Annotated in this window: 10 protein-coding genes and 1 pseudogene; 5 read left to right on the top strand and 6 right to left on the bottom strand. The window is 72.5% G+C overall.

Features of this window, described 5'->3' with window-relative positions:
• A pseudogene (locus GA0115242_RS40505) lies at positions 1-219 on the top strand (hypothetical protein); the annotation flags it as partial.
• Between the two features lie 120 nt (positions 220-339).
• Here GA0115242_RS40505 and GA0115242_RS00905 read toward each other — a convergent pair.
• The 3 genes from GA0115242_RS00905 to GA0115242_RS00895 form a co-directional block, all read right to left on the bottom strand.
• On the bottom strand, positions 340-1,146 hold the full coding sequence (locus tag GA0115242_RS00905; protein WP_093823432.1) for a hypothetical protein: 807 nt from the start codon (positions 1,144-1,146) through the stop codon (positions 340-342).
• 189 nt (positions 1,147-1,335) lie between these two features.
• On the bottom strand, positions 1,336-2,019 hold the full coding sequence (locus tag GA0115242_RS00900) for a response regulator (protein ID WP_093823430.1): 684 nt from the start codon (positions 2,017-2,019) through the stop codon (positions 1,336-1,338).
• Positions 2,016-3,248, bottom strand: coding sequence for a sensor histidine kinase (locus GA0115242_RS00895; protein ID WP_093823428.1), 1,233 nt, complete (start codon positions 3,246-3,248; stop codon positions 2,016-2,018). Before GA0115242_RS00895 ends, GA0115242_RS00900 begins: the two co-directional genes overlap by 4 nt.
• A 108-nt stretch (positions 3,249-3,356) precedes the next feature.
• Here GA0115242_RS00895 and GA0115242_RS00890 point away from each other — a divergent pair, with 108 nt between their 5' ends.
• A complete protein-coding gene (locus tag GA0115242_RS00890; RefSeq protein WP_107461310.1) occupies positions 3,357-5,342 on the top strand; it encodes an alpha/beta hydrolase in 1,986 nt (661 codons plus the stop codon).
• A gap of 83 nt (positions 5,343-5,425) precedes the next feature.
• Here the strand turns inward: GA0115242_RS00890 and GA0115242_RS00885 are convergent, their stop codons facing one another.
• Positions 5,426-5,755: a hypothetical protein gene (locus GA0115242_RS00885; protein WP_237548535.1), complete on the bottom strand. Its 330-nt coding sequence runs from the start codon at positions 5,753-5,755 to the stop codon at positions 5,426-5,428.
• An 836-nt stretch (positions 5,756-6,591) separates the two neighbouring features.
• Between GA0115242_RS00885 and GA0115242_RS00880 the strand changes: the two genes are divergently transcribed.
• Complete coding sequence (locus GA0115242_RS00880; RefSeq protein WP_237548534.1) at positions 6,592-7,779, top strand: acyl-CoA dehydrogenase family protein; 1,188 nt, start codon at positions 6,592-6,594, stop codon at positions 7,777-7,779.
• A 770-nt stretch (positions 7,780-8,549) separates the two neighbouring features.
• Complete coding sequence (locus tag GA0115242_RS00875) at positions 8,550-9,974, top strand: flavin monoamine oxidase family protein (protein WP_093823422.1); 1,425 nt, start codon at positions 8,550-8,552, stop codon at positions 9,972-9,974.
• Between the two features lie 129 nt (positions 9,975-10,103).
• Here GA0115242_RS00875 and GA0115242_RS00870 read toward each other — a convergent pair whose 3' ends face one another.
• The gene (locus GA0115242_RS00870) at positions 10,104-10,976 is read right to left on the bottom strand and encodes an NAD(P)-dependent oxidoreductase (RefSeq protein ID WP_093823420.1); all 873 of its coding nucleotides are present in this window, start codon (positions 10,974-10,976) and stop codon (positions 10,104-10,106) included.
• A gap of 85 nt (positions 10,977-11,061) precedes the next feature.
• Between GA0115242_RS00870 and GA0115242_RS00865 the strand changes: the two genes are divergently transcribed.
• A complete protein-coding gene (locus GA0115242_RS00865; protein ID WP_093823418.1) occupies positions 11,062-11,673 on the top strand; it encodes a TetR/AcrR family transcriptional regulator in 612 nt (203 codons plus the stop codon).
• 71 nt (positions 11,674-11,744) lie between these two features.
• Here the strand turns inward: GA0115242_RS00865 and GA0115242_RS00860 are convergent.
• On the bottom strand, positions 11,745-15,807 hold a 4,063-nt coding region (locus GA0115242_RS00860), incomplete at its 5' end, for a thioester reductase domain-containing protein (protein ID WP_107461308.1).

Below are 15,807 nucleotides of genomic sequence, written 5' to 3'. Positions count from 1 at the left end.
GCGAGCCCCTCCACGGCGTCCCCGGCCACGGGCACGCCCCTGCGCGCCACCGGCACGGGCAGCGGCGCCCGTCCCGTCCTGCTCGCCCTCGGCGGCTGCGCGGCGGTGGCGGGGGCCGCGGGGTACGGCGGTCTGCGACGGCACCGGAGGCGCGGCGCGGCGAAGGGGGTCGTGCTGATCGGCGAGGTGGAGGAGACGCCGCCGTCCGGGGAACGGTGAGCCGGGTCCCGCCAGAGCCCGCCGGGGAATTGATCCCTCATGGGGCCCAACTCGGCGCCCGGCGTGCCGGACCACACGCGGCGACCCCACCCCAGGGGGAAGGGACTTGGTCAGCCCGGCTCAGACACCGCCGCCGCAGCCTCCGCCGCAGCCGCCCCCGCAGCCGCCGGACGCGCCGACTCCGCCGTCGACGGCATAGTTGAAAGCCGGGGCGGCGGTCTCCGTGCCGGCGGCCCGCCGCGGCTCAGGGACGCGTACCCCGGCCTCGTCGGCGCAGCGGTCGCACATCGCGTCGAACTCGGGCCACCGCGGGCGCCCTTGCAGATCGTCCGCCTTCACGAGCCAGCAGGCCACCGGGACATGCACGGCCAGCGCGATCATGAACCAGTTCCCGCTCGATCCCGGGTCGCGGGTGTAGAAGCCGACGCCGAGGACGAGGACGGCGGCCAGGCCGCAGACCGCGGCCCACCCCTCCCGCGTACCCGGCACGGCGCCCGTCCGCCGGGCGGGGAGGGTGCGCCGTGCCGTCCGCCGCAGTTCGGCGTCGAAGGCCGCATAGCGGGGCGAGGCCATCACCTCGTCCGGAGTGCCTCTCCGCCCGGCGTCGTCGACGGCCGCCCGCAGCAACGCCAGCAGAGGATGCTTCTCCCGCGCCGACCGGCCCCGGCGTCGGCGACGGGCGGAGCGGGGCCCGGCGGAGAGCAGCAGCAACCCGGCCCGAAGGGCGGCCCGTTTTCCCTCGAGGTGGTAGAGGGCGAGAAGGGGCCGGGCGGCACCCGCCTCGAAGAAGCGTCCCATCGCTCGCCGGTCGCGCCACAGCACGTACCGCAGGCGGATCAGCGAGCCCGCCATGAACAGCGTGAAGCCGCCCGCCCAGACCACCGCGAAGGCCCAGAAAGTCCGTAAGTCCTCCAGAAAACCAGGCATCCGCCGTCCCCCGTCGATTCCCCCGCTGCGTCGGGCTGCCGCGCCCGCGCTCGCCCTGGCATCCAGGGTGACAGGAACGGCTCTCCCCGCACAGACGACGGCCGCACATCCCCGCGGTCCGCCGCACCGCGTCCCCGGGCCGCCGAGCCGTCCGCGCCCCGCCGGGGTCGGCGGCACGCGGACGGCCGGTCACAGCCCGGAGGTGTCGTGCGGTGCGATGAGCCCGTGGTGGTGGGCGAACCGGACGGTGTGGACGCGGTCCCGGAGTCCGAGCTTGGCGAGGACGCGGGAGACATGGGTCTTGACGGTCTGTTCGCCGACGTAGAGCTGGTCGCCGATCTCGGCGTTCGAGAACCCCCTGGCCATGAGGAGGAACACCTCGTGTTCGCGCGCGGTGAGGCGTTCGAGGCCGGGCGCCCGGTCGCGCGCGGGCGGGGCCGGGGCGAGGGCGTCGGCCAGCCGGGGCGCGAGGCCGCTGGTGATGGAGGGGTCCAGGTAGGTGTCGCCGCGCGCCGCGACGCGGATCGCCGTCACGAGTTCGTCGGGCGGCAGGCTCTTGAGGACGAAGCCCGCCACCCCCGCCGACAGCGCCGACCGCAGGTAGTCGTCGGTGCCGAACGAGGTGAGCAGGATGATCTTCACGCTCTGGTGTCCGGCGTCCCGGATGCGGCGTGCGGTGGCGAGCCCGTCGAGTCCGGGCATGCGGACGTCCAGGACGGCGAGGTCGGGCGCCAGGGAGGTGACGGCCTCGACGGCGCCGGGTCCGTCACCGACGTCGGCGACGCATTCCATGTCCGGCTGGGCGTCGAGCACGGCCCGGAAGCCGGAGCGGAACATGGCGTGGTCGTCGGCGATCACGATGCGCAGCGTCACTGGGCACCTGCCAGCGGGATCGTCACGCTCGACTCCCAGTAGTCCCCGTCCGTGGTGACGCCGAAGGTCCCCGAACCGCCCAGTGCCTCCGCCCGCTTGCGCATGCCGCGCAGGCCGAGCCCGGAGCCCGGCGGTGAGGACGCGCCCGACGCGTCCCGCGCCGCGGGGGCGACCCGGTTGCGGGCGGTGAGGGCCACGCGGCCGTCGACGCAGTCGAGTTCGACCCGGGCCGCCCGGCCGTCCCCGTGCCGGAGCACGTTCGTCATCATCTCCTGGGCCACCCGGTACACCGTGATGTCGACCTCCTTCGTGAGCGGCGGCGGCGTGCTGTAGACGACGAACGTCACGTGCAGCCCGGAGGCGCGCAGGCCGGTGAACAGGTCCGGCAGCATCGTGACGCCCGGCTGGTCGGTGGAGTCGCCGCCGTCGTGGAGCAGGGACAGCAGCCGCCGCAGGTCCGTCATGGCCGCCTGGCCGGACTGCTGCACCGCGGCGAGCGAGGTGTGCACCGGGCTGTCACCGGGGACGGCCGTCCCGGTGAGGTTCAGCCGGGCGGCCGTCGCGTGCACGCCGATCGCGCTGACGTGGTGGGAGATGACGTCGTGCAGCTCGACGGCGATCGTCTCGCGTTCCCTCGTCACCGCGGCGGCGATCTCGGCCTCCGCGTCGCGCAGCGTCGCCTCCCGCTGGCGGCGCAGCTCCTCCACGTGCTCCTTGCGGGCGGTGGTGTAACGGCCCACCAGCCACGGCAGCAGCGTGGTGGCCGCGACGACGCCGAGCGCCGTCACCGGCGCGGTGAGCCCGGCGATGACCACCGACGTCAGGGTTCCGGCGCACACCGTGACCAGCGAGACGGCGGAGGACCGGCCGCGCAGCCAGGCTCCGGCCCGGTAGGAACTGATGAGTTGACCGGCCGTGCTCGGACTGCGTCCGGGCATCACGAACGCCAGGGCGACACCCACCCCCGCGTGCGCGACGGCGACCCAGCCGGAGAGTCCCGGCGCGGTCGCGAGCGCCACGTCGGCGGCGACGACCATGACCAGCAGGACGGGCGTCCACGGGCCCGCGTCCGGGCCCCGCGTGAAGAAGTTCAGGCCGTCGACGGCGGCGCACATCAGCGCGACCGCGACGGCCTGGCGGGCCAGCGACCTCTGCGCGTCGCGCGCGGCAGGCCGGGCCGTCCAGCGGCGGATCCGCCCGGCCAGGGTCGGGTGCACGGTGGGGGACATCGGGCCATTGTGTCGGGGCGGACGGGGGTGGGCGTCACTCTCCGGAGGGACAGACGGTCACCGCCCGGCGTGACGCCCCGGCGCCCGCCCGCCCCTAGCTTTCCCGGCATGCGTTCCTCCCCTCACAGCCGTCGCTCCCTCGTCGTGGCGGGCATCTCCGCCGCACTGCTCGTGCTGGCCGCCGTCGTCCTGTGGCCGGACTCCCCCGTCCGCGTCCCGCAGGGTGCCGCGGCGGACTCGCTGACCATGAAACCGTGCTCCTACGACACCGAGGACGGCTCCGTGCCCGCCGACTGCGGGACCCTCGTGGTCGCGGAGAACCGGCGCGACGCCGACTCCCGGCTGATCGCCCTGCCGGTCGTGCGGATCCGGGCGGCCTCGAAGCCGTCGGGCGAGCCCGTCTTCCGGTTCGGCGGCGGGCCGGGGCAGTCCAACATGGACTTCCCGCAGGCGGGCCGTCTGCGGGAGAAGCACGACGTGGTGCTCGTGGGCTACCGCGGCGTCGACGGCTCCTCCCGGCTCGACTGCGACGAGGTGACGGACGCGCTCCAGTCGGCGGCGGACATGACCGGCGAGGAGAACCTGCCGCACGTCCGCCGGGCCTTCGAGCGGTGCGCCGACCGGCTGCAGCGCGGCGGCGCAGACCTGACCGGCTACTCGGCGGTCCAGCGCGTCGAGGACATGGAGTCGGCGCGCAAGGCGCTCGGCTACCGGCGGATCGACCTGCTCAGCTCCAGCGCGGGCACCCGGACCGCGATGATCTACGCGTGGCGCCACCCCGACGCGCTGCGGCGCTCGGCGATGATCTCGGTCAACCCGCCGGGGCACCTGTTCTGGGACCCCCGCATCACCGACACGCAGTTCGGGCAGTACGCCGACCTCTGCCGGGCCGACCGCGCCTGCGACGCGAAGACCTCCGACCTCGCCGCCACCATCCGGACGCGGATCGCCGAACTGCCCAGCAGGTGGGGCCCGTTCAGCATCAAGAAGACGAACATCAGCATCCTGAGCCAGTACTCGATGCACATGAACGGCGAGGGCTCGGCGCCCGGCAACGCGCCCACGGTCTTCGACGCCTACCTCGACGGCGGACCCGGCGCGATGTGGGCCATGTCGGTGCTGGCGGACGTCACGCTTCCGAACTCCACGGTGTGGGGAGAGCTGGCCTCCTTCGCCATGATCGACGCGCCCGCCCTGCGGGACTACTACGCCGAGGGCGGTGATCCCGGATCGATCCTGGGCAACTCCGCCACCGATTTCCTCTGGGGCGGCCCGGACGGATTCCCCTCCGTGTGGCCGGACAGCCCGGACAACGCCGACTACCGCACCGTGCGCCCCAGTTCCGTGGAGACCCTGCTGATCGGCGGCGAACTCGACTTCTCCACACCGCCGGTCAACGCGACGAAGGAGCTGCTGCCCTCCCTGAGCCGAGGGAGCGAGGTGATCGTGCCCGGCATCGGACACACCGCCGACTTCTGGCAGCAGCAGCCGGAGGCGGCCACGCATCTGCTCACCACCTTCTACGACTCAGGCCGCGTCGACAGCTCACGGTTCGAGCGCCGCCCGGTCGACTTCACCGCCGTCCCGATGAGCATGTCGCTGATCGCCGGTGTGCTGCTCGCCGCCGTGACCGGGGGGCCGCTGCTCGGTCTGCTCGCGCTGGCGCTGCTGGCGCGCCGCCGCCGCGGCCGGGGCGCGCCGGGCCGCCGGGCGGGCCTCTGGATCCGGCTGCTCGGCACGGTACCGCTGGGTCTCGCGGGCTGGCTCCTGGGCCTCCTGTTCGCCTGGACCCTCGCCCCGCAGTGGTTCCTCACCAGCCTCCCGGTGGTGGTGCCCGGCACCGGGCTGCTGGTCGGCCTCGGGGTGTACCTGGCCCGTCCGGCCGAGGACGCGGACGGCACGCACCGGGCCACCGCACCGGCGCTCGTCCTGGTCGGCGGCTGGCTGGGCGCACTGCTGGGCGCGCTGGCGGGAAGCGGGTTCCTGATCCCCGCGACCGCCGTCCTCGGCGCCGTCGCCGGAGCCAACGCGCTCCTCGCGGCCCGCGCCCTCCGACACCGCTCCCCGCACGCCGCCACGGCCGTCACCGGCTGAGGCGTAGACCACCCCCTGGATCGCTCCTGACCGGTGCGCCTCACGGCACCGGTCAGGAGCGATGTCCAGCGGGCGAGAGGGAATCAGGCGTCGGCGGGGATGCGATCGGCCTGGGCGTAGTCGAGTTGCTCCTGCAGCATCTTGTCGAAGAGGCCGAAGACCTCGTCGACCATGCCGATGGCCTGGCGGCGCTCGTCCGGGGTCAGGGAGATCCGGCGCAGCTCGCGGTCGATGTCGTCGGCGCCGATCGCGTGTCCGGTCTCCAGCGCCGCGTGCTCGGGCCCGAAGTAGCGCAGGGTCTTTCCGGTGGCCGCGGTGTAGTCGGTCGCCGCCTTGAGGAACGCGCGCCAGGCGATGAACCCGGTCGCCTCAATGGCTTCGACCAGCGCGATCCGAAGACGGAGTCTCGGCACACGGTGAGGACTGCGGTCGGCGACCGTGCGCATCACCGGGTCACTTCGCACGATCCGGCCGCCCTGTCCCGGCCGGAAGGGCGCGGGGCCCCGGCGCCCGAAGCGGCCCGGCATCCGGCGAACGCGCAGGCTCACGCCCGGCCGGACCACGCACACCGCGCATGCCAGGCCTGTCAGCGGCAGACGGCAGAGCGGTACACCGGTCGGCGAAGGCAACTCGGCGACTCGGCGACTCGGCGACTCGGCGACTCGGCGAGGAGAACGGCATCGGAGACTCCTGCCCAGCTTTGTGGGCGAATGCTGGAATGTCATGAGCGCTTTCCTCGTCGTGGTCGGCGGCCACGCACCCTCCCCATGTGCTGGTCGAATCGGTGGCCAACATCGCACGCTCCGCGTGGCCGGCGGTCATCACAGCCACTGATGGATCGCCGCAACGTGAACGGCCGCCTCGAACCGAACCGCGAGCTGGTGCGCCCGGCAGGTCGTGGAGCCGACGTTGGCCTCCCACGTGATCAGTCCGCGCGGACCGGAAGCCCGACCTGGAACACGCCCTGTCTCCACCTCCTCGGCCCGACCCCGGCGGGGCGACCGACGACACCCTCACCGCGTTCACCCGCTACCGCGCCCGCTACCGCGGCGCCATAACAGCGCACCCATCGTCGAGTAACCGGAATTTTCCGAGAATTCACGAGAAGGCGATTACCGTCCCGTGACCGGAACGCAGAAGGATGTCCCACCGTTCGTCGATAAGGTGACCGGCGACAGTTCCACACGAAATCACCGACCTCGATCGACGACACATGTGACCACACATGGTGAGGATGGGAGGAGGCAGCATGACTGCATCCAAGGAGAAATACCCGACGAAACTCGCGACGATGCTGGACGCCATCGGCAGGATTTCCCCCGAACTGCGGCAGAACAGCGGGACCGCCGAGTCCGAGCGCTGGATACCGAAGGAGAGCATCGAACTACTGGAGGAGGCGGGTGTCTTCCGTGCCGCGGTTCCCGAGCGTTTCGGCGGGCTCGATCTCTCCGCGGCCGAACAGGCGTCGGTGCTGACCGAGATCGCCCGCAGTTGCGGTTCGACGGGTTGGGTCTCCTCCGTCTGGATGTCCAGCGCGTGGATCGTGAGCCTGTATCCGGACAAGGCCCAGGAGGAGATCTTCGCGAACGGGTCCGTGCGGGTGTCGGGCGGTTTCACACCGACGGGCACCATGAAAGCGACCGACGGCGGATACATCCTGAACGGCACCTGGCGTTTCAACACAGGGGTGCGCGGGGCCGAATGGAACATCTGCGCCGCCATGGTGGAGACTCCGGACGGCGGGCACGAGGAACTCTTCGCCGTCGTGCCGATCTCCGAGGTCTCCGTCGCGGACGACTGGGACACCTTCGGCGCGGCGGGCACGGGAAGCGTCACCTCGTCGGTCCGTGACGTGTTCGTACCGGCGCACCGCGTGGTGGACGGAAGCGTGTACGACGCCTCGACCGGTGACCGGTGGAACGAGAAGGTGAACGGCCGGAACTACAACCTCACCAGTTACATCCTGGCGACGTGCGCACCGGTGTACATCGGACTGGCGAAGGCCGCGCTCGACCTCTTCACCGAGCGGCTCCCCGGCAAGAAGATCACGTACACGGAGTGGACGGACCAGAGCCGGCACCCTTACACCTGGGTGCAGTTGGCGACGGCGGCGAACAAGATCGCCGCGTGCGAGGCGCTCCAGCGCACCTGGCTGGAGAGCATGCAGGGCCCGGAGAACGCGGGCGAGAAGATGACCGTCGAGGCCAAGGCCGCCGTCCGCGGCCAGGTCGGCTACGTCGTGCAGACCGCGAAGGAGGCGGCCGAGATCCTGTACAACATCAGCTCCGCCTCGACGATCTCCCGCAGCAACGCGTTCCAGCGCGCCTACCGGGACATCGTCGCGCTCTCCCTGCACGGCCTGCTGACCCCCGTCAGCTCGCTGGAGGCGCACGGCCGGGTCCTGCTCGGCCTCGAACCCGGTACGGACTACATCTGACGGGAGTCGGACCGGTCGCGTTCCGCCCGACCGCGCCGGGCCCCCGGGTGCGGGCCGGCGTGCGGGCATCCCGCGCGTCCGCGGCGCCTCCGCCCCCGGTTCCGCTCCTCACCGTGAAAGCCCCCGGCCGTCGCGACGGTCGGGGGCTTTCACGGTGCTCGCCGGACGTATCGGGCACGACGGGCGGAATGCGGGATCCTCGATCTCGGAGAGTGCCGTGAATTTCCCGCAGAGTATCCACGCAAACATGAATGTGCGGAAAATTACCGGGCCGTGGGCGGACAGAGAGCATGCGATGACGCGGCACGTTTAAAGTTTCGACAACGCCTCGGCACAGGGAAACAAGGGTGTTTTGCGCCGAGGTACGCAACCGGGGGAAGAACATGAAGAGAACCAGGTGGGGGACACCCGACACACACAGCAGATGATCATCTCCTGCGGCACATCCGTCCCGAGGCAGTGAGGCCTCCAGCCGTGACGTGATGTCCGCTTTCCCATAGACGTCCGCGCCGCTTTCCCGGGGGGAGCGACAGCGCGGAGCGCGCTGTGACTCAATCCTTCCCGCGGAAGGCCGACGCCTTGGGCACCGGCGCCGCCGACGACGAACTGACGGGGTTCGTTCTCGGCGCGCCGAATTTCTGGCACGCCTGCCCGTCGGCCGCTCCCCGGCTCATTCCGTGCGCCCGCGCACGGTGCCCGCCGAATTCCGCGTTCCCTCCTCAGCCTAATGGCGAGGACCTGACAACCACAAGCGAGTGGAGTTGTTTTCCATGTCTTTCCGTCGCTCTGCGTCCAGCCCTGCGGCCGACGGCCGTCTCGGACGCCGAAGTCTGCTCAAGGCCGCCGGCGCTTCGGCGCTCGGCGCCACGCTCCTGTCGACGACCGTCGGTGCGGGTCGAGCCCACGCCGCCGCCACGGCGGCGGACGTCATCATCATCGGCGCCGGCTACGCGGGAGCCACCGCGGCCCGGGAGTTGGCGCTCAAGGGCCTGAAGCCGCTGGTCCTCGAAGCCCAGAACCGCATCGGCGGCCGGGTCTTCACCACCACCTACGCCGGGGCCCAGGTCGAGGCGGGCGCCGGCTGGCTCGGGCCGCAGCAGCCTCTGATCCACGCGGAGTTGCGGCGCTACAACATCGGGACCTACGAGGACGTCGCCGCGGAGCAGTTCATCCTGCCCGGCAACCAGGGTTTCCAGACTCTCGACCCCGCGGCCGCCCTCACCTCCCTCGATCAGCTCTGGAGCACGTTCTACTCCGGGTCCGCGAACTACTTCGAGCGGCCTTACGATCCGCTGTACCGCGCGGACCTCCTCCAGTCGGTCGACCCGCTGTCGCTGGCCGACCGGCTCGGTAAACTCTCGCTGTCCCCCACCGAGAAGCAGTGGCTGAACAGCGAGACTTCCGTCTACTCCGGCGGCTCCAGCAGCCTGGGCGCGCTCACCGGCATGGCCCAGTGGATCCAGCTCGCCGGTGGCACCTACGGCGAGTACACGACCACCATGAGCCTGCGCCCGGTGGGCGGCATGATCGCGGTGCTGCAGAAGATGCTCACCGAGGCCAAGGCCGATGTGAGGCTCAGCTCTCCGGTCAAGAAGGTCACCCAGTCGGGCGGGACGGTGACCGTCGAGACCACGTCGGGGGCCACCTTCACCGCACCGGCGGTGGTCGTGGCCACGCCCACCAACACGTGGAAGAACATCACCTTCAGCCCCGGGCTGCCGACCGCCCACAAGCGGGCGTCGAGCGAGGGCATCGGGATACCGCACGCCACCAAGGTGTGGGTCCATGTGCAGGGCAGCATCCCGCCCTCGGTCGCCCAGGCCGGCGAGGGTTCTCCGATCCTGATGATGGTGCCGCAGGTGAAGACCGCGAAGGGCCGTCTCTACGTGGCCTTCACCGGCCCGTCGCTCGACGTGGCCAACGCGAGCGCCGTGCAGACGGCCGTGCAGCAACTGCTGCCCGGCACCACCGTCCTGGAGTACCAGGCGATGGAGTGGGCGAAGCAGCAGTACACCGGCGGCTGGGGGCTGCGCCGTCCCGGCCAGCTCCTCGGGCTCTTCCCCGCCATCGAGCAACCGCACGGGCGGATCCTGTTCGCGGGCGGCGACATCGCCAAGGGCTGGCACGGCGCCTTCATCGAGGGTGCGATCGAGTCCGGTTTCCGCGCCGCGGGTCAGGCCGCCACGCTGGTCTGAAAGACCGGCGCACCGCCGCCGGACGACCGGTTCGCCGTCGACCGCGCCCGTCCGGCGGTGCCGGCGGGCGCGGAACGCCGGGTGTGGTCTGCCTGAGGTGCGGACTCCGACAGACCACACCCGGCCGTCTCAGCCCGCCTGCTTCTTCAGGATCTCGATGAGGCTGGAGAAGCTGTTCTCGGCGAAGCCCTTGTCCATGCCCGCGTGGAAGATCGCGGAGACGGCGTCGAGGAGGGTGGTGTTCACGCCGGCGTCCGCGTGGGTGTGCGTGACGTGGTCGATGCTGGCCGCGCCCATCGCGAGGCGGTCCACGTCACCCGGGTAGGAGGCGGTGTCGACGTGCTGGGCGTACAGGTCGAGGAAGTGCGGCATCATCGCGAACTGCATCTTGGCGTAGGGCAGCAGGTCCTGCGCCGCGACACCGTTCGCCTGCCCCAGGGCCAGGGCCTGGTAGAAGCTGAGCATCGAGGTCCAGAAGATGGTCATCTGGGCCTGGTAGTACATCGCGGCGAGGCCGGCGTCCTCACCGCGGTGGTCGGCCTCGGTGAGGACCTTCAGCGCCTCCTCGTGGGCGTCGAAGACGTCCTTGGGGCCGCTGTAGTAGGTGGACGAGCCCGGCTTGCCGATCAGCGGCGGCGGGACCTGCACACCACCGGTCAGGTGCTTCGCACCGTGCTTGGCCGCCCACGCGGCCGCCTCACGGGCCTTCTCGGGGGTGTCCGAGGTGAGGTTGGCGATGACCTTCCCGGAGAGGGAGCCCGCGGCCGGCTCCAGGACCGCGTACACCGCGTCGTAGTCCGTGAGGCTGAGCACCACCAGCTCGTTGGCCGCCAGCGCCTCCTCGACCGTCGGCGCGAGGACGGCGCCGCGCGCGACCAGCGGCTCCGCCTTGGCGGCGGTGCGGTTCCAGACGGTCACCTGGTAGCCGTTGTCCAGGTAGGTGTTCACCATGGCCAGGCCCATCGGGCCCAGACCGATGAGCGTCAACGACTTGTTACCCATGCGTATTCCCCTTAGAACGAACGCTCTATCTAGTCGTCAATGTAGCAGCCTTTAGAACGATCGCTCTACCAAGTAGATTGTTCGCATGAAAACCAAGCCGCAGGACGCGGGCGCGTCGCCCGCGGGAGCAGGTCTCGGCACCCGCGAGCGCGTGGTGCGAGCCGCCTCGCGGCTCTTCCAGCGCCAGGGGTACGAGGGCACGGGCATCAAGCTGATCGCCCAGGAGGCGGAGGCGACCCTCGGCTCCGTCTACCACTTCTTCCCCGACGGCAAGGAGGGGCTGGCCGTCGCCGCGATCCAGCACGGCGACCGGGAGTTCGCGGAGATGCTCAGCTCGGGGCTGGCCGGCTCCGACGACCCCGCGGAGGCGGTGGAGAACTGCGCCCGCACCCTCGCCACCGCCCTGCGCGAGTCGGACTGGGCCGAGGGCTGCCCGGTGACGGCGACCGCCCTGGAGACGCTCGGCCGCAGCCCCTCGATCCAGCAAGCCTGCCTGGAGGCGCTGCGCAACTGGCAGGCCGTCCTGGCCGCCAAGTTCCGGGCGGGCGGCTTCGACGCCGAGGAGGCCGAGGAGCTGGCCTGCACCGTGCTGTCGGCCCTGGAGGGCGCCGAGGTGACGTCGCAGGTCTTCCGCAGCGAGACGCCGCTGCTGACCACGGGCCGCCGCATGGCCCAGCTGATCCGCTCCCGCTCGTAGCCCGGCGAGGGGCGCATGCGTGAGGGGGGCGTCCCGTGCGGGACGCCCCCCTCACGCATGCGCCGGGCCGGTCAGCCGGCGGGCGGGAAGTGTCCTTCCTCGACGAAGAACCTGACGTAGGTGGCGAAGAGTTCCTCGGTCAGCGGCGGGCACTCGATGCCCGTGCCGGCCAGCGCCGCCTCCGTCTCGCCGGTGTCGAGGCGCGGATAGAAGGCGTCCGTGTCCGAGGTCATCAGCTCGAAGGCGTGCAGGAGGGGCAGCAGCGCGTTGGTGCGGTCGGCCCTGACGGCGGCGCTCCAGTCGTCCCGGTCCGTCTCCCGCAGGGAGTAGCCCATGCCGCGCAGCCGGGAGACGCAGTCGGCCAGGCTCAGCGAGTCCTTGTTGAAGAGGTGGTAGGTGCCGCCGGTCTCCTCCGGCCGGCCCGCGATCCCGACGATGGCCGCGCTGACGTAGTCGACCGGCAGCAGGTGGAAGCGGCCCTCGACGCCGGTCGGCACGGCTCCCGCCTGGAGCAGTCCCTTGAGGCTGAGCCACACGAAGTCGCGGGTCTGGCAGGCGCCGTTGTCCCGGTCGCCCGAGATGACGTCCACGCGGTAGACGGAGACGGGCAGTCCCCTCTCTCTGGCCAGTTCCACGAGCTGTTCGGCGACCCACTTGCTCTGCAGGTAGCCGCTCGGCAGCGCCTCGGCGGGCCCGGTGGGGTCGGTCACCTTCAGCGGGACGCCCGGGACACGGGCGCCGTTGAAGACGCCGACGGTGGAGACGTGGTGGACGGGGACCGTGCGGTGGCGGGCGGCCAGCCGCAGGATCTCCTCGGTGCCGCGGACGTTGGCGGCGCTGAGCGCCGTGTACGGGTGCAGCCAGTGGACGGTCGCCCCCGCGTGGTAGATCACGTCGACGGTACGGGCCAGCCGGTCGTGGACCTCCTCGGTCAGGCCGAGTCCCGCCTCGGCGAGATCGCCCGCGAGGACGTTCAGCCGGTCGGGGTCGATGTCGTCCCAGACGCGGTACCACACGAGGCTCGCGCGCAGCCGTTCGTGAGCGGCCTCCCGGTCCTTTCCGCGCACCAGGCAGTGGACGCGGGCCCCGGTGGTGCGCATCAGGTCGCGCAGCAGGAAGGCGCCGAGGAACCCGCTGGCTCCCGTCAGCAGGATCTCCCGGGGAGGCGCGCCGGGTTCGGCTGACTCGGCGGCGGGCCGGATGTCGTCGGCGAGGCGGATGTCCGCCGCGTAGTCGACGGCGGCCTGGGGTGCGGCGTCGCCTGTCCCGTCGTCCGCGGTGAGGAGGTCGTCGAGGAGGCGCTCCGCCAGGTCCTCGGGGGTGGGGTGGTCGAACACCAGGGTGGCGGGCAGCCGCAGGCCGGTGAGGGCGGTGAGGCGGGCCCGCAGCTCGACCGAGGTGAGCGAGTCGAATCCGAGCTGGTTGAAGGGCTGTGCGGGGTCGAGGTCCCGGCCGCCGCCGTGTCCGAGCACGTCCCGCATGGCGTCGAGGAGCGCCGTCAGCACCGTCGTGCGCTGCTCGGGCCGGTCGAGGCCGGCCAGCCGCTCCGCGAGTCCGGTTCCCGTGTCGGACGGGGTGCGGGCGACGGCTCGCCGGGGGGTGCGGATCAGGGACCGCAGGACGGCGGACACCTGCGGCTGGGAGCGCAGCGCCGTCTCGTCCAGGGTGGTGGCGACGGGCGCGGGGTGGCCGAGGCGCAGCGCCAGGTCGAGCAGGGCGGGTCCCTGTACGCCGGTCACCGGGCGGAACCCGCTGCGGGCGATGCGCCGCAGGTCGGTCTCGGTGAGACCGCCGGTCAGGCCGGTGGTCTGCTCCCAGAGCCCCCAGGCGAGGGAGGTCGCGGGCAGCCCGTGGGCGGCGCGGTGCCGGGCGAGGCCGTCGAGGTAGCTGTTGGCGGCGGCGTAGGTGGACTGTCCTGGTCCGCCGATCACTCCGGCGACGGACGAGAAGAGGACGAAGGCGGTCAGTCCCGCGTCCCGGGTCAGTTCGTGCAGGTGCCAGGCCGCGTCGGCCTTCGGGCGCAGCACCGCCTCCAGCCGCTCGGCGGTCTGCGCGGTGACGAGTCCGTCGTCCAGGACGCCCGCGGTGTGGACGACGCCGGTCAGGGGGTGGTCGTGCGGTACCCGGGAGAGCAGGTCCGCGAGCTGGGCGCGGTCGGAGACGTCGCACGCCTCGACCGTGACGTCGGCGCCCGACTCGGTGAGCGCGGCCACCAGTTCGTCGGCGCCGGGCGCCTGCCGGCCCCGGCGGCCGGCCAGCAGCAGGTGCCGCACGCCGTGGGCGGTCACGAGGTGGCGTGCGAACACGGCGGCGAGGGAACCGGTGCCGCCGGTGATCAGGACCGTGCCGCGCGGGTCCCAGACCGGGTCCTGGCCGGTGGTCTCGGGGCTGACCCGGGCGAGCCGGGGCAGCAGGACCGCGCCGTGGCGCAGGGCGGCCTGGGACTCACCGGCGGCGAGCACGCCCGAGAGCAGTCCGCGGGCGGCGTCGTCGATGTCGCCGCCAGCGGTGCCGGACGGCAGGTCGACGAGGACGATCCGCCCGGGGGCCTCGGACTGCGCGGAGCGCAGCAGCCCCCAGGCCGCCGCACCGCCCAGGTCGGTGATGTCGTCGCCGTCGGCGGCCGTCATGGCGCCGGTGGTCAGCACCACGAGGGGCACCTCGGTGAGTGTGTCCTCGGCGAGCCAGGCGCGGGCGAGTTCGAGGGCGCGGCCTGTGGTGTCGCGGACGGCTTCCGGGCCGCCGGTGACCGTGTGGGCCGAGGTCAGCCTGACGCGTACGGCGTCGACGGGTGCGCCGGTGCCGATCGCCGCGGCGGCCTCCGCCACGGTCGCGTAGCCGGGCGTGTCCGGGTTCTCGCGGCCACCGAGCACGGCCCAGCGGGTGTCGGCTCCGGCCGCCGGGGGGACGGCGACGCGCGTCCAGTCCGTCGTGAACAGCGCGTCGTGGGGGCGGAGCCGGACGACGGCCACCTCGTCGGCGGGCAGGGGCCGTACGGTCACGGCGTCGATCTCGGCGACGAGCCGGCCGGCCGTGTCCTGGAGGCGGACGGCGAAGGTGTGGCCGTCCGGGTTCCGCGCGTCGTCCCCGTCGGCGGGCCTGAGGTGGGCGCGGACCGTGCGCGCGTGGGTGGCGTGCAGGCGGACGCCGCGCCACCGTACTGCCGTCGCCGCCTGGTCGGCCGGGTTCCCGGTCAGCAGCGGCTGGAGCGCGGTGTGCAGCAGCGCGGGGTGCAGCCCGTACGCGTCGGCGCGCTCGGCCTCGGCGGCGGGCAGGGTGACGTCGGCGAACAGTTCGCCGTCGCGCTCGTGGAGAGCGGTGAGGCCCTGGTGGGAGGGTCCCTGGTGCACGCCGAGTTCGGTGAGGCGCGCGCCGATGTCGGCCACCGGCAGCGGTCGGGCGTCCGTGGGCGGCCACGGCGTGGCCTGCGGCGCCGGGGGTGTGAGCAGCGGGGCGGTACCGAGCAGTCCGTGGGCGTGGCGGACCCAGGAGGCGGCGGTGTCGTCGGGGCGGGAGTGGACGGCGAGGGTCCGCCGCCCGGAGGGGTCGGTGGCCCCGACGGTGACCCGCAGGTGGACGCCTGTGTCGGCGGGCAGCGCCAGGGGGGTCTCGGTGGTGAGTTCGTCCAGGGTGGTGCAGCCGAGTTCGTCGCCGGCCCGGACGGCCAGTTCGACGAGTGCGGCGGCCGGGAGCAGGGCGGTGCCGTGCACGGAGTGGTCGGCCAGCCAGGGGTGGGTGCGCAGGGACAGCCGGCTGGTGAGGACGGCTTCGTCGCGCTCGTCCAGCAGCAGGGCGGCGCCGAGCAGGGGGTGTTCGGCGGGGCGCAGGCCGAGGTCGGTGGCGTCGGCCCGGGGCTCAGGGCTGTCGACCCAGTAGCGCTCGTGCTGGAAGGCGTAGGTGGGCAGTTGCACCCGGCGGGCGCCCGTCCCGGCGAAGTACGCCGGCCAGTCGGGGCGGGCCGCGGTCAGGTGCAGTCGTCCGAGTCCCGCGGCCAGGGTGTGGGGCTCGGACCGGCCGCGGCGGAGCAGTGCCAGGGCGGTGGTGCCGGGCCGGTCGCCGAGGGCGTCCTCGACGAGTGGGGTCAGTACGGCGTCGGGGCCGGTCTCCACGAAGGTCGTGACGCCCTCGTCCTTG

This window comes from Streptomyces sp. SolWspMP-5a-2 (genome assembly GCF_900091845.1).
Lineage (GTDB): Bacteria > Actinomycetota > Actinomycetes > Streptomycetales > Streptomycetaceae > Streptomyces > Streptomyces doudnae.
Note: the sequence above shows the minus strand (reverse complement) of the source record. Positions and strands in the feature narration are given on the sequence as shown.